At 65.5% G+C, this 18,552-nt stretch carries 21 protein-coding genes; 14 read left to right on the top strand and 7 right to left on the bottom strand.

Annotation, left to right across the window (positions count from 1 at the left end):
* The first annotated feature begins 1 nt into the window (after window position 1).
* From AB0J42_RS34695 to AB0J42_RS34675, 5 genes are read left to right on the top strand one after another with little or no spacing between them, the layout of a single operon-like run.
* Window positions 2-1,636 carry a CocE/NonD family hydrolase gene (locus AB0J42_RS34695; protein ID WP_364302164.1) on the top strand — a complete coding sequence of 545 codons (1,635 nt, stop codon included), beginning with the start codon at window positions 2-4 and terminating at the stop codon, window positions 1,634-1,636.
* A complete protein-coding gene (locus AB0J42_RS34690; protein WP_364302162.1) occupies window positions 1,633-2,451 on the top strand; it encodes an alpha/beta hydrolase in 819 nt (272 codons plus the stop codon). Before AB0J42_RS34695 ends, AB0J42_RS34690 begins: the two co-directional genes overlap by 4 nt.
* Window position 2,452: 1 nt before the next feature.
* On the top strand, window positions 2,453-3,247 hold the full coding sequence (locus tag AB0J42_RS34685; protein ID WP_364302160.1) for an enoyl-CoA hydratase/isomerase family protein: 795 nt from the start codon (window positions 2,453-2,455) through the stop codon (window positions 3,245-3,247).
* A complete protein-coding gene (locus tag AB0J42_RS34680; RefSeq protein WP_364302158.1) occupies window positions 3,244-3,993 on the top strand; it encodes an SDR family oxidoreductase in 750 nt (249 codons plus the stop codon). Before AB0J42_RS34685 ends, AB0J42_RS34680 begins: the two co-directional genes overlap by 4 nt.
* 51 nt (window positions 3,994-4,044) lie before the next feature.
* A complete protein-coding gene (locus tag AB0J42_RS34675) occupies window positions 4,045-4,251 on the top strand; it encodes a hypothetical protein (RefSeq protein WP_364302156.1) in 207 nt (68 codons plus the stop codon).
* A gap of 146 nt (window positions 4,252-4,397) precedes the next feature.
* Here AB0J42_RS34675 and AB0J42_RS34670 read toward each other — a convergent pair whose 3' ends face one another.
* From AB0J42_RS34670 to AB0J42_RS34660, 3 genes are read right to left on the bottom strand one after another with little or no spacing between them, the layout of a single operon-like run.
* Complete coding sequence (locus tag AB0J42_RS34670) at window positions 4,398-5,294, bottom strand: Gfo/Idh/MocA family oxidoreductase (RefSeq protein WP_364302154.1); 897 nt, start codon at window positions 5,292-5,294, stop codon at window positions 4,398-4,400.
* A 34-nt stretch (window positions 5,295-5,328) separates the two neighbouring features.
* Entirely contained in the window at window positions 5,329-5,583 is a 255-nt protein-coding gene (locus tag AB0J42_RS34665; protein WP_364302152.1) for a Txe/YoeB family addiction module toxin, read from the bottom strand.
* Window positions 5,580-6,143, bottom strand: a complete 564-nt coding sequence (locus AB0J42_RS34660; RefSeq protein ID WP_364302150.1) for a type II toxin-antitoxin system Phd/YefM family antitoxin — start codon at window positions 6,141-6,143, stop codon at window positions 5,580-5,582. The genes AB0J42_RS34665 and AB0J42_RS34660 overlap by 4 nt, the downstream gene beginning before the upstream one ends.
* 182 nt (window positions 6,144-6,325) lie before the next feature.
* Between AB0J42_RS34660 and AB0J42_RS34655 the strand changes: the two genes are divergently transcribed.
* Window positions 6,326-7,873 carry an ATP-binding domain-containing protein gene (locus tag AB0J42_RS34655; protein WP_364302148.1) on the top strand — a complete coding sequence of 516 codons (1,548 nt, stop codon included), beginning with the start codon at window positions 6,326-6,328 and terminating at the stop codon, window positions 7,871-7,873.
* 306 nt (window positions 7,874-8,179) lie between these two features.
* On the opposite strand, the gene AB0J42_RS34650 is transcribed toward AB0J42_RS34655, so the two are convergent.
* On the bottom strand, window positions 8,180-8,581 hold the full coding sequence (locus tag AB0J42_RS34650; protein ID WP_364302200.1) for an ATP-binding protein: 402 nt from the start codon (window positions 8,579-8,581) through the stop codon (window positions 8,180-8,182).
* A 354-nt stretch (window positions 8,582-8,935) separates the two neighbouring features.
* Between AB0J42_RS34650 and AB0J42_RS34645 the strand changes: the two genes are divergently transcribed.
* The 5 genes from AB0J42_RS34645 (at window position 8,936) to AB0J42_RS34625 (ending at window position 12,172) form a co-directional block, all read left to right on the top strand.
* Entirely contained in the window at window positions 8,936-9,250 is a 315-nt protein-coding gene (locus tag AB0J42_RS34645) for a helix-turn-helix transcriptional regulator (protein WP_364302146.1), read from the top strand.
* 23 nt (window positions 9,251-9,273) lie between these two features.
* Window positions 9,274-10,497: an IS21 family transposase gene (gene istA, locus AB0J42_RS34640; protein WP_364302144.1), complete on the top strand. Its 1,224-nt coding sequence runs from the start codon at window positions 9,274-9,276 to the stop codon at window positions 10,495-10,497.
* A complete protein-coding gene (istB, locus tag AB0J42_RS34635; RefSeq protein ID WP_364302142.1) occupies window positions 10,497-11,315 on the top strand; it encodes an IS21-like element helper ATPase IstB in 819 nt (272 codons plus the stop codon). The genes istA and istB overlap by 1 nt, the downstream gene beginning before the upstream one ends.
* A gap of 75 nt (window positions 11,316-11,390) precedes the next feature.
* Window positions 11,391-11,966 (top strand): DUF5753 domain-containing protein, encoded by a 576-nt coding sequence (locus AB0J42_RS34630; protein ID WP_364302140.1) that lies wholly within the window; start codon window positions 11,391-11,393, stop codon window positions 11,964-11,966.
* Window positions 11,948-12,172 (top strand): DUF397 domain-containing protein, encoded by a 225-nt coding sequence (locus AB0J42_RS34625; RefSeq protein ID WP_364302138.1) that lies wholly within the window; start codon window positions 11,948-11,950, stop codon window positions 12,170-12,172. Before AB0J42_RS34630 ends, AB0J42_RS34625 begins: the two co-directional genes overlap by 19 nt.
* Before the next feature lie 142 nt (window positions 12,173-12,314).
* On the opposite strand, the gene AB0J42_RS34620 is transcribed toward AB0J42_RS34625, so the two are convergent.
* The 3 genes from AB0J42_RS34620 to AB0J42_RS34610 all read right to left on the bottom strand — a co-directional run bounded on the left by AB0J42_RS34620 (window position 12,315) and on the right by AB0J42_RS34610 (window position 14,152).
* Complete coding sequence (locus AB0J42_RS34620) at window positions 12,315-12,470, bottom strand: hypothetical protein (protein WP_364302136.1); 156 nt, start codon at window positions 12,468-12,470, stop codon at window positions 12,315-12,317.
* Between the two features lie 41 nt (window positions 12,471-12,511).
* Window positions 12,512-13,474, bottom strand: a complete 963-nt coding sequence (locus AB0J42_RS34615; protein ID WP_364302198.1) for an HIRAN domain-containing protein — start codon at window positions 13,472-13,474, stop codon at window positions 12,512-12,514.
* Window positions 13,475-13,693: 219 nt separating this feature from the next.
* Entirely contained in the window at window positions 13,694-14,152 is a 459-nt protein-coding gene (locus AB0J42_RS34610) for a hypothetical protein (RefSeq protein ID WP_364302134.1), read from the bottom strand.
* Window positions 14,153-14,357: 205 nt separating this feature from the next.
* Here AB0J42_RS34610 and AB0J42_RS34605 point away from each other — a divergent pair, with 205 nt between their 5' ends.
* The 3 genes from AB0J42_RS34605 (at window position 14,358) to AB0J42_RS34595 (ending at window position 18,510) form a co-directional block, all read left to right on the top strand.
* A complete protein-coding gene (locus AB0J42_RS34605) occupies window positions 14,358-16,802 on the top strand; it encodes an N-6 DNA methylase (RefSeq protein ID WP_364302132.1) in 2,445 nt (814 codons plus the stop codon).
* Window positions 16,795-18,027 (top strand): restriction endonuclease subunit S, encoded by a 1,233-nt coding sequence (locus AB0J42_RS34600; RefSeq protein WP_364302130.1) that lies wholly within the window; start codon window positions 16,795-16,797, stop codon window positions 18,025-18,027. Before AB0J42_RS34605 ends, AB0J42_RS34600 begins: the two co-directional genes overlap by 8 nt.
* 87 nt (window positions 18,028-18,114) lie before the next feature.
* Window positions 18,115-18,510 (top strand): type I restriction endonuclease, encoded by a 396-nt coding sequence (locus AB0J42_RS34595; RefSeq protein ID WP_364302128.1) that lies wholly within the window; start codon window positions 18,115-18,117, stop codon window positions 18,508-18,510.
* The last annotated feature ends 42 nt before the right edge of the window (window positions 18,511-18,552 follow it).

Here is an 18,552-nt window from a genome sequence, read left to right as displayed (position 1 = left end):
GATGGAGCTGGGACGAGTCGAAGCCGGCGTCGAGACCCCGATGCGGGATGGCGTGCTGCTCCGCGGAGACCTGTGGCGGCCCCCGTCCCCGGCTCCGGCCGTGGTGTTCAGGACGCCCTACGGGCGGCGGCAGATCAGCTCCGACGCACTGCAAGCCCAGCACTGCCTCGCCGGCGGGTTCGCCGCGCTGCTGCAGGACACCCGGGGCCGCTTCGACTCCGACGGCGAGTGGCAGGCTGTCATGTGGGAGCAGGAGGCCGAGGACACCTACGACACGGTGGAGTGGGTCGCGGCACAGCCGTGGTGCAACGGCGAGGTGTTCCTCGCGGGCACGTCCTACCTCGGGATCGCCGCCTGGCTCGGAGCGGCCGAACGCCCGCCGCATCTGCGGGGGATCGCCCCGGCCATGACGACCGGCGCGAGGAACGACCTCCGCGAGACCGGCGGCGCGCTGCGACTGGACCACCTCGTCGGATGGCTGGTCTACATGGCCGCCGACTGGCTGGGCCGGCAGGGCCCGGACGCGGATCCCGCGCTGGCAGCGAAGGTCGCGTCGCTGATCCACGACCCCGAGCAGGCGATGCGGCGGCTGCCGTTGGAGGACATGCTCGACCTGCCCGGATTCCCGATCACCGTCGGCGACCTGCTGGACGGGCGGATCCCGGCCCTGCCCGACTGGGATCTCGCGGCGGTGGAGGTGCCGGTCCTGTCGGTGACGGGCTGGTACGACGTGTACGCGGGCGCGACCATCCGCGACCACCTGGAGATGCGCCGGCTACGGCCCGACCTGCGGCACGAGCTGATCGTCGGCCCCTGGGCGCACACCGGCGCCCTGACCCACCTGCAGGGTGAGGTGAACTTCGGGGTCGCGGCCTCGGCGGCGGCCGCCCGGCTGCCCGCCCGGCACCTGGAGTTCTTCCGGCGCTGCCTGGACGGGCCCGGCGAATCCGACCCCGTCCTGTACTTCCTGATGGGCGCCGACGTGTGGCGCACCGCCGCGCAGTGGCCCCCCGCGGACGCCACAGGGCACACCCTGTACCTGACCGGCCCCGCCGTCCCTGGCCGAACCCCGGGCCGGCTGGTCTCCGAACCCGGCCCGGCGACCTCTGCCGCAGCCGACGACTACGTCCACGACCCGGCCGACCCCATCCCGAGCCGCGGCGGGCGCGTCCTGCACCTCGGCCGCCTCACTCCAGGGCCGCTCGACCTCAGCCGGACGGCGACGAGATCCGACGTCCTCCTCTACCTCGGCGACGTGCTCGCCGAGGACCTCGACGTCATCGGCGAGGTGCGGCTCCGGCTCACCTTCGCCACCGACGCGGCGGACGCCGACCTGATGGCCCGGCTGGTGAACCACCTGCCGGAAGGCCGCCTCCTGCCGGTCTGCGAGGGAGTGGTCCGGCTCAGCCACCGGGACGGGCCGGGCACCCCCGTACCGCGCGGAGAACCGATCCGGCTGGACGTCGACCTCGGACACACGGCACAGCGCTTCAGAGCGGGCCACCGGGTCGGTCTGATGCTGTCCAGCAGCAACTTCCCGCATTACGACCGGAACCAGGGCGACGGACGCCCGTCCACCCAGAGCGTCCACTACGGCACGTCGGTCCTCATCCTGGGCGGCGAGGCGGAGTCATGACGCTGCGGCACCGGACTCTTCAGCGCCCCGGCTGCGAGATCCACTACTGGACCGGCGGTTCCGGCGACCGCCCCCCGATCGTCTTCACCCACGGCGCGACCCTCGACCACCGCACCTGGGAACCGCAGATCGAGACGTTCGCCGCCCGGCACCCCATTCTGCTCTGGGACGTCCGGGGCCACGGCCGCTCGATCCCCAACCAGGTCCCGTGGACGCTGCGGGCAGCCGCGGACGACCTGCTGGCGATCCTCGACCAGGAGGACATCGAACGGGCCGTGCTCATCGGGCAGTCGATGGGCGGCAACCTCTCCCAGGAGATCGTCTACCACCATCCCGGCAGAGCCTCGGGGCTGGTGGCACTGGGCTGTGCCGGGAACACCCTGCCGCTGTCACGCCTGGAACGGCTCCAGGCCCGGGCGGTCGTCCGGATGCTGCCCTGGTACCCGCCGAAGACTCTGATCCGCCAGGAGGCCAGAGCGTCGGCGCGTGACCCCCGCGTCCGCGACTACGTCCGCGAGGCCGCCGGGCGCATGGCGCACCGTGACATGGTCGCCGTCATGGCGAGCCTGGTCGGCGCCCTCCATCCGGAGCCCGGGTACCGGATTGAGATCCCCGAACTGCTGCTGCACGGCGAGCATGACCGGCTCGGCAACTTCCGCACCGCCATGCCCGTCTGGGAACGCCGGGACCCCCTGGCGCGGTACGTCGTCGTCCCGGACGCCGCCCATCTGGCCAACCAGGACAACCCTGATTTCTTCAACGACACCGTGCTGCGCTTCCTCGCCGAGCACGGACTCGACTCACCGAAGGACTGATATGACGATGTGGAGCCGGGAGGACGGGGACGGCGTCGCCGTCCTCACCTACCGCAACCCGCCGCGCAACTTCCTCACCTTCGCCGCGCTGGAGGAGTTGGACGCGGAACTCGCGCGGCTGGAGACCACGCCCGGCATCGGCGTCGTCGTGCTGGCCAGCGGCGTTCCCGGATACTTCATCGCCCACGCCGACCTGGACGAACTCGCCGAGCTGTCTCGTGGGCCGGTGCCCCAGGCCAGGATCTGGTACACCGCGATGCGGCGCATCGAGCGGATCCCCCAGCCGGTGATCGCGGCGATCGACGGCCAGGCGTGGGGCGGCGGTCTCGAACTGTCCCTCGCGTGCACGCTCCGCTGGGCCTCGGCCTCCGCCCACTTCAGCCTGCTGGAGACCGCGCTCGGCATCATCCCCGGGGCGGGCGGCACGCAGCGCCTGGCCAGACTGATCGGCCCCGGGCGCGCCGCCGACCTCGTCCTGTCCGGCGACGTCCTCACCGCCGACCAGGCCAGGACGTACGGTGTCGTCGAACGCGTGCTCCCCACCCCCGGCTTCCAGGCGGAGGCCCTGCGGCTGGCCCGTCACCTGGCATCCCGTCCCGCCGCCGCGCTCGCCGCCGCGAAACGCGCCCTGGTCGAGGGCTTCCGGCTGCCGCTCGCAGAAGGACTCCGGCTGGAGGCCGCCCTCTTCGCGGAGAGACTGGCCAGTCCCGAGTCCGCGACGCTCCAGGAAGCGGCGCGGCGCCGCTACGCCGACGCGGCGGACGGTGACCACATCACCTTCGGAGGCCACCTGTGAAGACGGCGGTCATCACCGGAGCCAGCCGGGGCATCGGCCGGGCCACCGCGTTCGCACTCGCCCGAGACGGTTACGCCGTCGCGGTCGGCTACCACAGGAACTCCGCGGCCGCCGCCGAGGTAGTCGACGAGATCAGCCGCAACGGCGGGCACGCCGCCGCCTTCGCACTGGATGTCGCGGACCGGGACCAGTGCGCGGAGTTCGTCCGCGCGGCAGGTGAACGACTCGGCCCCGTCCGCGCGGTCATCGCGAACGCGACAGGCTTCGGCTCCGCCTCCCCGTCTCTGGGGAAAGCCCTCGACACACCCTGGCACACCTACGAGCAGCAGTTCGCCACCCGCGTGGGTTCCCTCCTCGCCCTGGTAGCGGCGGCGCGTCCACAGCTGAACGGCGGCCGCGTGGTGACGACGGTGAGCACCGGGACGAACAGGCACGTTCCCGGCTACGCTGCGATCGCCGCCGCCATGGCCGCGGCCGAAAGCGTCGTCCGCTATCTCGCCGCGGAACTCGGCCGCGACGGCATCACGGTCAACCTGGTGAGCGGCGGCGTGGTCGCGACGGACGCGCTCCGCGACATCAGCCCGGACCCGGAACGCCTGCTGGCCACCGCCGCCCGCGCCACCCCGTTGGGCCGCGCCGGCACCCCCGAAGACCTGGCCGAGGTCATCGCGTTCCTGTGCGGCAAAGGAGCAAGCTGGATCACCGGACGCTCCATCATCGCCGACGGCGGCAACTCCCTCCGCTGACTGCGCTACCACCACCGCGGGAAGAACGGGTCAATCCCGTAGAAGCAGGGTGTGCAGGAGGGCGCTCCGGTCGCTCGGCTCCTGGAAGCCGAATGGGCCAGTGCCGAGGAGATCGGCCGCCTCTTCCTGGTGCTGCCGAAGGAGCCACAGGACCTGTGGACGGTCGACGTCATCAAGCGGCTCTTCGACGTCTCGATCATCTGGAGAACCGAGACGGGCTGGGCCGGCCCGTCATTGGAGGCCTCTCTGGGGCGCTGACCATGTGAAACTCACTGATCCCTCGTCCCGGACTTTTGACGGCAAGGCGATGACACAATGTGACCATGCGGCGACCCGGAGCGAAGTACTTCAACGCCACCGGACCCTGCACACCACTACATCCTGCCTCCCACGCAACGGCTCATTCAATCCCGTAGCAGCACGTCATGCAGGAGGCTGCTCTGCTCGCTCGGCATGAGGGGGCGGCGGTCAACGAGGAGTTGGCGGTAGAGGTTGATGTAGTGGCTCTCTCGGCGTGGGACGCTGCCGTCGGTGCCGAAGACTTCGGCGATCTGTCCGCTCTGGGTCAGGTATGCGGCTACGGCGTGATGGTCCAGAAGCAGTTCGGCGCCTGAGGCGAAGCGCAGGGTGGTGCGGCGGGCGGCGTCCGTTACCTGCCAGCTGGTCAGGATCAGCGCCTCGAAGGGATCGCTGCCGGAGGTGCAGCGAACACGAGTTTCGTACGTGGACTCGTTCAGCCGACGCAGGGAGATGCGCTCCAGGGGGTCGCAGAATCTGGTAAGGACGCTGAGGGCGTTGATGCCCGAGTCGATCCAGCTGCTGGTGAAGCGCTCACGCGCCGTCTCAAGGTCTGAGGCGTAGGGGTCGGCGAACCAGGAGTGAATCTCCCGTACGGGTCCGAGTTCGTGGGTGCGGACGACCTGCTCACCCCAGAGCACTTCGGGGGCGTACGCCATGTGGAAGGCGACCTCGACCCCGTCGGACAGGAGCTTGGCCGCTTCGGTCAGGTCGTCGGCGGCGGGCTTTTCCACCAGAATGGCGGCCTGAGGAAAGAGTTCGCGCGCCTGGTGGCAGAGGGTGCTGTGGGTGGAAGTGGGCGTGGCGATGACGACCAGCGTGGGAGTGCCGGTGACCTCTTGAAGGGTGGCGGCCACGGGTAGCTCAAGGCCGCGGAAGGTCATCCGCTCCGGCGGGAAAGGGTCGACTCCGGCGATGACTTCGACCTGGGGCAGGTCCGCCAGGACCTTCAGGTGAGTACGTGCCACCGCGCCCAGGCCCACCATCAGCACCGATTCCGTCATTGCGGCTCTTCGACTGGGGTTAGCGGGGCAGGAATCAATAGTGGTAGCGCGCTTGGAGGATGATCAGTTGGTCGTCACGGGGCACGTAGACCAGACGGTGTTCCTCTGTGATGCGACGGGACCAGGCTCCTTGGAGGGCGTGCTTGAGAGGCTCGGGCTTGCCGATGCCTGCGTAGGGGTCGCGCAGGGCGTCCTCAATGAGCCGGTTGATCCGCTTGAGGACGAGTCGATCGGTGGCGAGCCAGGAGGTGTAATCCTCCCAGCCTTCGGGAGTGAAGGAGAGCTTCACTGCTGCTCGTCAGGGTCGATGAGGTCGTGAATCTCCTGGCGCCCTTCCAGCGCGTGCTGGTAGGAGGAGATGAGCCGGCGCATGTTGGCCGGTGAGCGCAGCAGGTGAGCGGTCTCCTTCAGCGCTTCGTACTCTGCCGCGGGCACGAGGTAGGCACGGTTGCTCTTGGCGACGATCTCCACGGCAGCCCCGTCGTCGTTGACCTCGTCGATGAGAGGAAACAGTCTGCGCCGGGCTTCGCTGGCGGTAATGGACATCAGAAACCTCCACCTACTCTGGTACCAGATATTGTACCGGATCGGGTGGATCCTCAGCGGCTGCGCACGATAAGACCGCGCCGCCTCAACATGAGGCTCCCGCTCTTCCAGCGCCTCCGACGGATTCAACAGGGTCGACGGGCGGTCGTCGGGCAGGCTGACCTGGCCGAGATCTCCTGAGACGAGGGAGCTGGATTTCAGTCGCGGGGGGTCCAGGAGTTGATTGATGATCTGGAGGCCGGTCCGGCGGGAGCGTGGATCGCCGCTGTCGAGAAGATCCACGGCGACGACCGCGACCGGCATGACCTCACGATTGATGACTACAGAGAGAGTGATTGAAGTTACTGAGGGCAACCGTAGCATCAGGTTTCCCGAGGGGCTGGAGACGCGATGAAACTCCTTCCGAAGCAGCCGCCAGGTGTGGCCACTGAGATAGGCCTCCGCCTCCTCCGCCGCGATGAGGTCGAGCCCATGCCGAGGGGCATATGAGTACGGTCGAGCGAAACGCGGTGATCGCCGAGGAGCAACTGGCCGTAGATCACATCTACGACTGTGTGAACCAGGATCGAAAGGCCGTCGAGAGCTTCCGCCTGGGCAACCTGGGGGACTGCCCGGATGCGGGGCTGGCATCTCACCCGGACCTGCCGAAAGAGTACGGACGCCGCGAAGACCTCGGCCATCAACCCCTGGTCATCGAGCGAATCGATCTGATCGAGGACCCTGACGACAAGCTCACCTGGTACATCGGCCGCGCCAAGGTACGCGACCCCCAGGGAGACCTGGCGCTGGTTAACTGGACCTCCAAGACGGCGATCGCCTGGCGGCTCGCCGGCCCGGACGATCCCGGCGACGTACGACGGCGGCGTAAGCTCCGATGCGAGGGCCCCAAGGTTCTCGACTACAGCGACACCGAAATCCAGGTGATTACTGCCAAGGGTGAGACGGTCCCAGCCCCCGTGATCGAGGACGAGCCGGATCCGTTTCTCCTCGCCGACCTGGACCTCGCCCGTGACGGCGTCATGCGCGACATCGTCGAGACGATCCAGCGCCACCAACTCCGGCTGGTGGCCGACGATCGGAAAGGCCTGCTCGTCATTCAAGGCGGACCGGGCACCGGCAAGACCGCGGTCGGCCTGCACCGGGTCACCTGGTTGCTGGACAACAAGTTCTTCACCCCCGATCAAGTGCTGGTTATCGGCCCGCACAAGCCCTTCCTGCACTACGTACGCGAGGTCCTGCCCCGTCTGGGCAGCCATGGCGTGGCCACTGTGGATATCGCGGCGCTCTGGCCGGGCGACGTCCGCGGAGCCGACCGGATCGCCGCCGCCCAGGAGTCCGCCTTGCCGGGGATCGGGCAACAGATCACCGTCATGCCGGCCCACACTGCCGCAGGGCTGGAGTTCGACCATGTCGTGGTTGTCGAGCCGCACCTGTTCGCCGAGCAGAACTCCGCAGGCCTTCGGCAGCTCTACGTCGCTCTCACCCGGTGCACGCAGTCCTTGACGGTGCTCCACTCGTCCCCATTGCCCGCCGAACTCGGCGGGCCGGTCAAGACGCCCGTGGCCGCCGTCGAGAAGGCCCCGGTCGCTCCCCCGCCCACAGGCGAGCGGTTCGCTGACGGCGACGAGTTCCGGGTCTCCCTCAAGGAGCGCGCGAGTAGCGGCCGTAAGCAAGCTGCGCACGCCCGGCTCAAGCACATGCTCGCCGCCGAGTTGTACGGAAACGAACGCGTACCCCAGTTGGACACCGACTTCGCCGACATCGTGTGCGAGGGGACGGATGGGCTCGGCTTCTATGTGATCTCCACGCAGGATGCCGATACCTACGCCGAGCTGCGTGCTCTGGCCCCTCAGCTCCTGGAAGCCGAATGGGCCAGTGCCCAGGAGATCGACCGCCTCTTCCTGGTGCTGCCGAAGGAGCCACAAGACCTGTGGGCGGTCGAGGTCGTCAAACGGCTCTTCGACGTCTCGATCATCTGGAGGACCGAGACAGGCTGGGCCGGCCCGTCAGTGGACGCCGCTCTCGGGCGGTGACCGCCATCCGCCGATCCGTTTCTCAACGGGCTTCGCCTCTGAGCAGCGCCGCCCAGAGCCGCGCAGCCTGCGCTGTCGTGGTCCACGCCGTCTCGTGGATCGCGCCTTTGACAGATCGCCGGACGAACGCGAGCCCGCCCGCGACGCAGAACTCGTAGCAAGGCGCGCACCGGCTGCACGTGTGTTCACGCACCCGGACCCGCGCGCACCGAGCGGCAGGGCGCGCCCAGGCGATCTGTTCATGTCCCTCCTGCACAGGAGCCACGTGAAGGCCGTGATACTCCTCCAACAGATCTGACGCCCCCCTCATCGCCGACCCACCGTACGAGGCAGCGCGAACCAGGTCGCCTTACCCGCCAGCCCAGGGCACGTGGCGAACCCCTGCGGAACGCAGCCGTACAGCCCGGCCGACAGCTCCGCCACGATCAGCAACCCCCGCCCGTGCTCGGCTTGAGCATCCGCACACCGGCGCACCGGGAGAACGGCTCCGGCGTCGACCACCATGCACACCACTTCGACCGGATCGACCCGTACCACCAGCTCGTACGGCGCATCACCGTACAGAACCGCGTTGGTGACCAGTTCGCTGACCATCAGGACGGCGTCGTCAACCAGATCCCGCCCCAGACCGACCAGCAGGAGCGCGCGCCGGACGAGGTCGCGGGCATCCCCGACCGCACGGGCGTCATCCCGAAGCCGCCAGACCATGCTCCGCCCGGCGAAGCTTGAACGCTCCGCCGACACAATGGCCTTCGCCGATCGCGCGACTCCCGGGGCGACCTCACCGAGCAATAGACCTTTTCCGTGCATTTGCATCCTTTCCTAGGGGACGTCGATTTTCGCCCGCCCTATACGTGTCACAAAGCATCCGCCCGTAGCGTTTCGGCGTCTATTTCCCGTCAGGACAAGAGGCTGGGCAGAAACCTTTGACTTTCAGTCTGCCCAGGTGAAGACTCTTTTTGTAGAAAGAACGGGCGCACAATCAGGTCCCAAAACTGCCCTTCGATTGGGGCTCGTCGTCAACATTCGTCAAGTTGCCGGGGAGACAGGTGAGAGATTTTCATGAGGAACGACCTTGATCCACGTCTCACGCCAGTGCAGCGCTTCGGCAGAGAACTCGCTCGAACACGCAAGGAGAACGAACTGACGCAGTCGGCTCTCGGCAAGCGCCTGGACTGCTCATCGTCACTCGTCGCCCACATCGAGAAGGGGAATCGCAAGCCGAAGCCGGACTTCGCCGCGGGCTGCGACCAAGTGTTCGGTACCGGCGACCTGTTCACCCGCCTGTGCCGCAGCATCACATCTCCGTCCGGACCAGGCTGGTACCTGTGTCGACGACACGTGAAAACTGACCCCCAGGCGACGGCCGAAAACTGACCCCTCTGTTGTCATCGTGGAGGGTGATCAAGGTGGAGGACTGGGCGGAGATCCGCCGGTTGCACCGGGCCGAGGGCATGCCGATCAAGGCGATCGCTCGGCGGATGGGCATCTCGAAAAACACCGTCAAGCGTGCGCTGGCGGCTGAGGAAGCACCGAAGTACCGGCGAGCGAGCAGGGGGTCGATCGTGGATGCGGTGGAGCCACAGATCCGGGAACTGCTGGAGGAGTTTCCGGACATGCCGGCCACCGTGATCGCTGAGCGGATCGGCTGGCAGAACTCGCTCACCGTGCTCAAGAACCGGGTCCGGATGCTACGGCCGTATTACAAGCCCGTCGATCCGGCGTCGCGGACGACCTATCAGCCCGGTGAGCTGGCCCAGTGTGATCTGTGGTTCCCGCCGGCGCGGGTGCCGGTCGGGCCGGACCGTGGCATGAGCCTGCCGGTGCTGGTCATGGTCAGTGGCTATTCGCGCTGGCTGATGGCGCGGATGCTGCCCTCACGGACCGCCGGTGATCTGTTCGCCGGGATGTGGGCGCTGCTGGGCCTGCTCGGCGCGGTGCCCAAGACCCTGGTGTGGGACAACGAGGGCGCGATCGGCGCGTGGAAGGGCGGTCGGGCGCAACTGACGCGTGATGCCGAGTCCTTCCGGGGCACCCTCGGCGTCCGGATCCTGCAGTGCCGGCCAGCCGATCCAGAGGCTAAAGGGCTGGTGGAGCGGGCCAACGGCTACTTGGAGACCTCGTTCCTGCCCGGCCGCAGCTTCACCAGCCCGACAGACTTCAACGGCCAGTTGGTCGGCTGGCTGCAGCGGGCCAACCAGCGCCATCACCGGCGCATCGACTGCCGTCCAGCCGATCGGATCGCTGCGGATCGGGCGGCGATGGTGGCCTTGCCCCCGGTTGCGCCGAGTGTTGGCTGGCGCGGCGCGACCCGGTTGGCGCGCGATCACTACGTGCGGGTGGCTTCCAACGACTACTCCGTCCACCCGTCGGTGATCGGCCGGATGGTCGAGGTGATCGCCGATCTGGAGCACGTCACGGTGACCTGTGCCGGGCAGGTGGTGGCCCGGCACGAGCGCTGTTGGGACGCCCACCAGACCCTCACCGATCCCGCCCATGCCAGCGCCGCCGCGGCGCTGCGGTCAGCGCGACTGCAGGTGGCCACCGCGCCGGTCGACACCGAGGTCGAACAGCGCTCGCTCAGCGACTACGACGCCTTGCTCGGCGTCGAGGGAGTGGCGTGATGGCAGGGCGAGGGGGCACCTCCGCAGGGGCGGCCGGCGGCGGGCGCAACGTCGCCGCCGAACTCGCCTATCTGACCCGGGTGCTCAAGGCGCCCTCGCTGGCGGCCGCGATCGAGCGGCTGGCCGAACGGGCCCGCGCCGAGTCCTGGACGCATGAGGAGTTCCTGGCCGCCTGCCTGCAACGCGAAGTCGCCGCCCGCGACGCACACGGCGGCGAGGCCCGTATCCGCGCCGCCCGCTTCCCGGCCCGCAAAGCCCTCGAGGACTTCGACTATGACCACCAGCGCTCCCTCAAACGCGAGGCCATCGCGCACCTGGGCACCTTGGACTTCGTCGCGGGCAAGGAGAACGTCGTCTTCCTTGGCCCGCCCGGCACCGGCAAGACACACTTGTCGATCGGGCTGGGCATTCGCGCCTGTCAGGCCGGGCACCGAGTTGCCTTCGCCACCGCCGCCGAATGGGTCGACCGCCTGGCCACCGTCCACGCCACCGGCAGACTTCAAGACGAGCTGGTCAAGCTGGCCCGCATCCCCATGCTGATCGTCGATGAAGTCGGCTACATCCCGTTCGAGCCCGAGGCCGCCAACCTGTTCTTCCAGTTGGTCTCCAGCCGCTACGAACGCGCCTCGCTGATCGTCACCTCCAACAAGCCCTTCGGCCGCTGGGGCGAGGTGTTCGGCGACGACGTGGTCGCCGCCGCGATGATCGACCGCCTCGTCCATCATGCCGAGGTCATCAGCTTGAAGGGAGACAGCTACCGCCTGAAGAACCGCGACCTCGGCCGTGTTCCTGCGGCTGAGACCAAGAACGACCATTAGCGACAATCCGGAATCAACATCAACACCAGGGGGTCAACTTTCAGACGTCGATAGGGGGTCAGGATTCGAGCGTCGTTGACATACCTGCGGTGGACCGACGAGATCGAACCCTCGGCGCGTGTCCTGAGAAGCTGGGATCCGCTCTTGTTCCCTGGCCTGCTCCAGACCGAGGACTACGCCAGAGCCGTCTTTCGAGGCGGTCCCGCGGGGAGCTCAGACCGAAGGGTTGAGGACGGTGTCAGCGCTCGCATGCACCGCCAGCTCATCCTCGACACCGAAGCACCTCCCACTCTGTGGGTCCTCTTTGACGAGATGGTGCTTCGTCGCCCCATCGGGGGACCGCAAGTCATGGTTACGCAACTGGAGCATGTCCTCGCCGTTGCCGACCGCCCCTACATCACGGTGCAAGTCGTCCCCTTCGACACCCCGTGTACTGCCGGCCTGCTATCCAGCTTCATCATCGCCGAACTATCGGACGGCCCCACGGCTGTATCGGTGGACTCCGCAGGCAGAGGCGAGGTGTCAGCCGAACACGACTTCGTTACGTTGATCTGGGATAGGTATGACAAACTACGAGCAGAGGCGTACCGTCCCGGACGGTCTCTAGAGATGATCGAGGAAGCCCGAGACCAATGGAAGCTCAAGACCTAAGCCATGCAGACCTTCTTCAGGCGGCATGGAGGAAGAGTTCCCGCAGCGGTGACAACGGCGGCAACTGTGTCGAGGTCGCCAGCAATCTCCCTGGGATCATCGCCGTTCGCGACAGCAAGAACCCGAACGGCCCCGCGCTCGTCTTCACCCCAGGCGAGTGGCGAGCCTTCCTCAGCGGCGTCAAGCTCGGCGAGTTCGACGCATAGTCTGATTGCCCTGCGGACAGCGAGCCTCTTCATCCCCCTTCGAGGGATATGAACCGTTGTATATCGTGCTCCGGCGGCTCCCGGGAGATCGTGCATTGACCGCGGCCGGACCGGCCAATGTCAACTGTCTGGCGACCAGGGCTCAGTCGTCACCGTAGTAGAAATCGGCCGCGTCCTCACTGCCGCCAGCCGCCAGGAACTCCTCGCGGGTCATATCGGCGGGCTCCAGCGATGTGCCGGGGCTGTCGTGTTCGGGACCGTCATAATCGGCCGAGCCGTCGACCTCTTCGTCGTCCATCTGCTGCATGATCCAGGAAGCTACCACCGAGGGGCGACGTGTCACTCTGCGACCCAGAAATTCCAGTTGTCCGGAGCCTTGGGCCAGGACGGATCCGGTAGCCAACCGGGTGGAGGTTCCCAGCCCTCGGGAGCCGGCGGCCAGCCCGGCGGTACGACGAATCTGATCCGGGTTGGTTTCGGCGGAATGGGTGTATGGAAGCCGCCTGCGGTCGGACCTGCGGGCGAGGAGCCTTCGACATTGGGCGGCTCCTCGACTTGCTGCACGGTCTGTACCTCCGGCAGGGCGTGCCCGAGTGGGCCCGGCCAGTCATGGGGCAGTTCATGAGCGCGGGCGCAATAGAGTGTGACCTCCGCCTTGAGGTGATTTCCTTTCAGCTTCGCCCTGGCAGCGGCCACATACCCAATGTCGTCAAGATGACGTATCGCCGCGAGCAGTTCGCCGCTCATCTTCGGCGTCAGTTGTCCGACGCGATTCCCGTCGAGCCGAACCTCGACGAGTTGCTTCACAGCGCGTCCGCTGGAGTCGCTCACCTCATGCAGCGTCGCGTACGCATAGCTCTCGCCCTCCGGCCGCAGTAGCGGTTTGATCTCGGCCAGATGATGCTCTTCACCGCCCACCTGGATGGCCCCGCCCTGCGGCAGTACGACATGCGGCACTTGCGGCGCGGTGTTCATCGGCAGGCAAAGGTGGGGCTCGCCGAGCGCGATGGTTACGCTCGCTCTGAAACGTTCGGTCAGCGCGAGATTGCCGTTCCGGTCGTAGTCGTGATCCGTAACCGTCCCACCCCATATACGACAAGGCACACGGGCGACAAAACCGGAAGTGTTGAGATGACCGAGCAAGGCCCGATACCTGACCGCGTCATTTCGCGGGAGGTATCCGACGATTTCGTGCTGGACCACCACCGCGACTGCGTTCGGGTCATGCCGGTTGGCTGGTTCAGGGACCAGGAGCGCGGTTGTCTCGAACTCGTCGAGACCTCTGCCGGCCACGCGCAGCACCTTTTCCAACGCCGGAAGGTAATGGCTCTCGCCAACGACCTCCTGGTTGCACCACGTGCCGTGCCCCCACAAGTCGTACGGCGACAAATTCGCAGCATGGAGGTGCATGGCGTTGCTGGGGTTGCCCGTAACCACCTGTTGGCTTCCGTTCATCTATCTATGTGACCGAACTAAACGACAGGATAGGGAATTGGGGACGTCTCAGGAAGAGTGGCGGGGTCACGCTGCCAAGGCCGTATCCAGGTAAGTGATGTCGCTGGTGGCCACGTACAGGCGCCAGCTCAGCACACCGTGGCGCGTCACGATGGTGACGTGGACGCCGGCGGTGGCGAGCCAGACTACGAGGTCGGCGAAGTAACCGTCGCCCGAGCCGATGAAGACCCGTTCGAAGCGCAGGTCGATGCGGTCGCCAATGGCAACCTCCGTCAGCACGCTGTCGGCGCCGTCCGGGCCTGAGCGCGTCACGATCTGGGCTCCGCGGATCCCGCGGCCGACCTCGACCAGAGAGCGGGGATTAACCCCGACAACAAACTGGTCCAGGGGGCCGACCGGCACCCGTTGCCGGTACTCGGTCATGGTCTGCTCGACCTCCGCCATGGTCGGCAGGGGCGACGCCGTCAGGTTCTCGATGTCCAGTAAGTGAATCGCACGCCCGTCACGCAGGGATCGCATCGACATCACCCTCCTCGGCTACATGGCAAGGAAGGCTAGTTCCCTGTGAACTGAGTATGCAAGTAATTTTTCGGGTGTGTACACATCAACGCCAAACTGCTAACGTGCCGTCAACGGCTGCGCCTTCGGACACTGGAGAAGCACGTGTCCGTTGATGAGACGCCTGCAAGACTGAGCTGGATGTCCCACCGATTGAAGGAGATGCCACCTCGTGGCGAAGCTGACGTTGCCGCAGCTTGAGCGGCACCTGTTCGGAGCGGCCGACATCCTCCGCGGCAAGATGGACGCCTCGGAGTTCAAGGAATACATCTTCGGGATGCTCTTCCTGAAGCGCGCCTCCGACCAGTTCGACGTGGTGCGCGAGGACCTCATCAAGAAGTGGCTCGCCCAGGGCAAGAGCCAGGAGGAAGCCGAACGGATGGCGGGCTCCCCCGCCTTCTACCGGGGTGAGAGCTTCTTCGTGCCCCAGGAGTCTCGCTGGTCGTACATCCGGGATCACTCTCGGGAGAAGAACGTCGGCAACCTGCTCAACAAGGCGCTGGAAGGGCTGGCCAACTACAACTCCACCGCCCTCGAAGGCGTGCTGGAGCACATCGATTTCATGCGCAAGGTCGGCCAGTCGACCATCTCCGACAAGCGGCTGCAGCAGCTCATCGACCACTTCCAGCGGGTGCGGCTGCGCAACGAGGACTTCGAGTTTCCCGACTTGCTCGGTGCGGCGTACGAGTACCTGATCGGGCAGTTCGCCGACTCGGCCGGCAAGAAGGGCGGCGAGTTCTACACGCCGCGTGGTGTGGTGCGGATGATGGTTCGCCTGGTCAAGCCGATGCCCGGCATGCGCGTCTACGACCCGTGCTCTGGTTCCGGCGGCATGCTGATCCACGCCAAGGAGTACATCGACGAGCACGGCCTGGACTCTCGCGACCTGACCCTGGCCGGGCAGGAGGCGGCGGGCACGACCTGGGCCGTCTCCAAGATGAACATGATCCTTCACGGCGTGCTCAACGCCGACCTTGAGAACGAGGACACTCTCGCCGACCCCAGACACCTCGAAGACGGGGAGCTCGCCCGCTTCGATCGGGTCCTCACGAATCCGCCCTTCTCGCTCAACTACTCGGCCGCCGACATGAAGCACAAGGAGCGCTTCAAGTACGGGTACGCGCCCGAGACCGGCAAGAAGGCGGACCTCATGTTCGCCCAGCATGTCCTTGCCGTCCTCACTCCTGATGGCATCGGCGCCACGGTCATGCCGCACGGCGTACTCTTCCGCGGCGGCAAGGAGAAGGAGATCCGGGAAGGAATCATCAAGGACGACCGCTTGGAGGCGGTGATCGGCCTGGCTCCCAACCTCTTCTATGGCACCGGCATCCCGGCCTGCATCCTCGTCCTGCGCGGCACCGATCCTCGTCCCGCTGAGCGGTGCGGCAAGGTGCTGTTCATCAACGCCGACCGCGAGTTCACCGCCGGGCGCGCGCAGAACTACCTGGAGCCGCAGCACGCCGAGAAGATCGTCGCTGCGTACGAGGAGTACCGGGACATTCCTGGCTTCGCCCGCGTCGTGGACATCAAGGAGCTGCGGGAGAACGACTTCAACCTCAACATCCGGCGGTACGTGGACAACACCCCACCGCCCGAGCCCCAGGACGTCCGCGCCCACCTGCACGGCGGCGTCCCCAAGGCTGAGGTGGCGGCCAAGGCCCATCTGTTCGAGGCGTTCGGCATCGACCCTGCCGAGCTGTTCATCGAGCGCGATGCCGAGTACTACGACTTCCTGCCCGAGGGTTGGAAGATGACGGCCGAGCGCCTTCCCTCGCTGGCCGAACCTACTGAGACCCGGCTACGCGAGGCGTTCTCCGAGTGGTGGGTACGGCACAGCAAGCGGCTGGTCGAGCTGCCCGAAACGCACAAGGTCATGGAGACCAGGGCCGAGTTGCTGGACTCCTTCGTCACTGACCTGCTGCCGCTGAAGGTCCTCGACCGGTTCGAGCTGGCCGGCATCGTGGCTGCCTGGTGGGGTGAGGCTCAATATGACATCAAGACTCTCGGGCTCAATGGATTCGAGGGTGTGGTCGAGGGCTGGCTGACCACGATCGAGTCGGCGTTCGAGCTGGACGATGAAGAAGTCGAGTACTGGGACAAGCAGAAGGTGGCTGCGGAGAAGCGTAAGGCCCGTGACCATCGGGTCGTTCCCGCGCTCATTCCGGATTACCTCGTCGAGCTGGATGAGGCCGAGGCAGAGTATGCCGAGCTGAATGCTCAACTCAAGGCGGCCACGGCCAAGCCATCCGAAGAGGATGAGGACTCGGACGAACCTGCTGAGGATCAACTCTCCGAGGTCGAGCTCAAGAGACTCAAGATGCGTACAGCTGGCGCTCGCAAACGGGTTGGCGCTCTGGAGGACGACTTCCTTCCCCGACTCCGCATGGCCGTCATCGCACTCGATGACGATGCACGCCGCAACCTGGTGATCGATGTCCTCCGCTCACAGCTCTCCACTCGGCTGGGGTCCCGCGCAATCGCAGCTCGCCGACTGGCTGAGTCAGCGTTCCGGACGTGGGCCGCCAAGTACGCGGTTACCCTGCGCGACCTAGAAGCCCAGCGAGAAGCAACTGCCGCTCGCCTGGAGACTTACCTTAAGGAGCTGGGCTATGCGTAAATCTGCAGAAGACGGGCTAGTCTCTGGCTGGAATAGATATGAACTTGGACAGATCACCAAACGTGTCACTCGCAGAAATCATACTAGGAACCAAAATGCGCTCACAATTTCAGCCAAATATGGGCTGGTGAGCCAAGAGGAGTTCTTCCAACGACGTGTCGCGAGCTCGGACACAGCCAGTTATTTCCTATTGGAGCGTGGCGACTTCGCGTACAACAAGAGCTATTCAGAGGGGTATCCCGCAGGCGTGATTCGACGACTGGAGAAATACGACACAGGAATAGTGTCACCTCTCTATATTTGCTTCCGCCCAGATGCCACAATAGTCGATCCCAACTTCCTGGCACATTATTTCAATTCAGGTCTCCTGAATGAGGAGATCCTATGGATCGCAAAGGAAGGCGTTCGCAATCACGGACTCCTGAACGTCAAAGTCGGCGACTTCTTTAGTCTACCAATCACCCTCCCGCCGCTGGCAGAGCAGGGACGGATTGCGGAGATAATCGACACCCTCGATTCTCAAATCGAAGTACTCGAAGCGAAAATATCCAAGATCGAAACTTTGTCAAAATCCACTATCTACCGAATGCTTCGAGAGACATCCCAGGAAGCCGAGTTCAGCACGATGGGCTTCATCTGCCATAGGGTCACAGTTGGAATTGTAGTGCAGCCAGCACGACTCTATGCAGACAAGGGCATCCCAGTTCTCCGATCCAAGAACATTCGCGAATACGGGATAGATCTCGACGATGTCGTCTACATGCCACCCACTACGCATGCAGCAAACCATAAGACAGCTGTTATCCCTGGCGACATTGTCACTGTTCGCACTGGAGTCCCGGGCGTTTCTGCCGTCATCCCAGATGACTTGCCGACAGCCAACTGCGTGGACATCATAATCAGCCGACCTCGCTGCGATATCGACCCAGAATACCTGTGCTCCTGGATCAACTCTGATTTGGGTCGCGGGCAGGTCCTTCGCGCACAGGGCGGTCTAGCCCAGCAGCACTTCAATGTGAGCGAGATGCTTAGACTCAATGTCGCTGTTCCACATATATCCGAACAGAAGAAAATCGCCGAAGTTGCACGGTCATTTGACTTGCTTCTAAAGAACCACAAGTCCCACCGCGAGAAAATGGAGCATATAAAGGAAGCCCTCATGGAGGACCTGCTTACCGGACGGGTCCGGGTATCAGACGCGGAAACTGTACTGGAAAACCTTTAGCCGGCCAGGGCAAGCACTGCCTGCCGTGGTAAGGCGGCTCTTTGTTCGGGGGAACAATGTCAGACGGTTTACGGAGGGAGTCGGACGGTGGCCGACTATGAATACACGCTGGTGGAACGTCCCCTGATCGAGCAGCTCAAAAGCATGGGCTGGAACCACGCGGCCGGCGCCGAGAAAGGCGCAGTCCTGCCCCTCATCGCGAAGGCTTCCCTGCGCAACACCTTCGACGAAGTGATCCTTGAAGACCACCTACGGGACGCTCTCGCCCGCATCAACCTCGACGACCAAGGCCACCCCTGGCTCGACGACACCAGGATCAGCCAGGCCTACAACGCCCTGACCCGAGTCCCCGCCACCAGCCTTCTGGAAGCCAACAAGCACGTCACCGATCTCCTGATCAAAGGCGTAGCCGTGGACGGCCCGGACGGCGGGTCGCGTCCGAGATGCGGTGTAAAAGTGAACGAGCGTAGGGTGCCGTGCTGAACCGACCAAAGTTCGCACTACGCAAGGACCTACGCTCGTGGC

It is taken from the genome of Nonomuraea sp. NPDC049649 (assembly GCF_040675175.1).
Taxonomy (GTDB): Bacteria; Actinomycetota; Actinomycetes; order Streptosporangiales; family Streptosporangiaceae; genus Nonomuraea.
This window is presented reverse-complemented; position numbering and strand designations above follow the sequence as displayed.

Coding starts and splice junctions, on each gene's coding strand:
- AB0J42_RS34695 (WP_364302164.1), top strand. CDS start 2: ATGGAGCTGGGACGAGTCGAAGCCGGCGTCGAGACCCCGATGCGGGAT.
- AB0J42_RS34690 (WP_364302162.1), top strand. CDS start 1,633: ATGACGCTGCGGCACCGGACTCTTCAGCGCCCCGGCTGCGAGATCCAC.
- AB0J42_RS34685 (WP_364302160.1), top strand. CDS start 2,453: ATGACGATGTGGAGCCGGGAGGACGGGGACGGCGTCGCCGTCCTCACC.
- AB0J42_RS34670 (WP_364302154.1), bottom strand. CDS start 5,294: ATGACGGAATCGGTGCTGATGGTGGGCCTGGGCGCGGTGGCACGTACT.
- AB0J42_RS34660 (WP_364302150.1), bottom strand. CDS start 6,143: ATGCCGGTCGCGGTCGTCGCCGTGGATCTTCTCGACAGCGGCGATCCA.
- AB0J42_RS34655 (WP_364302148.1), top strand. CDS start 6,326: ATGAGTACGGTCGAGCGAAACGCGGTGATCGCCGAGGAGCAACTGGCC.
- AB0J42_RS34650 (WP_364302200.1), bottom strand. CDS start 8,581: ATGGTCTGGCGGCTTCGGGATGACGCCCGTGCGGTCGGGGATGCCCGC.
- AB0J42_RS34645 (WP_364302146.1), top strand. CDS start 8,936: ATGAGGAACGACCTTGATCCACGTCTCACGCCAGTGCAGCGCTTCGGC.
- istB (WP_364302142.1), top strand. CDS start 10,497: ATGGCAGGGCGAGGGGGCACCTCCGCAGGGGCGGCCGGCGGCGGGCGC.
- AB0J42_RS34625 (WP_364302138.1), top strand. CDS start 11,948: ATGGAAGCTCAAGACCTAAGCCATGCAGACCTTCTTCAGGCGGCATGG.
- AB0J42_RS34620 (WP_364302136.1), bottom strand. CDS start 12,470: ATGGACGACGAAGAGGTCGACGGCTCGGCCGATTATGACGGTCCCGAA.
- AB0J42_RS34610 (WP_364302134.1), bottom strand. CDS start 14,152: ATGTCGATGCGATCCCTGCGTGACGGGCGTGCGATTCACTTACTGGAC.
- AB0J42_RS34600 (WP_364302130.1), top strand. CDS start 16,795: ATGCGTAAATCTGCAGAAGACGGGCTAGTCTCTGGCTGGAATAGATAT.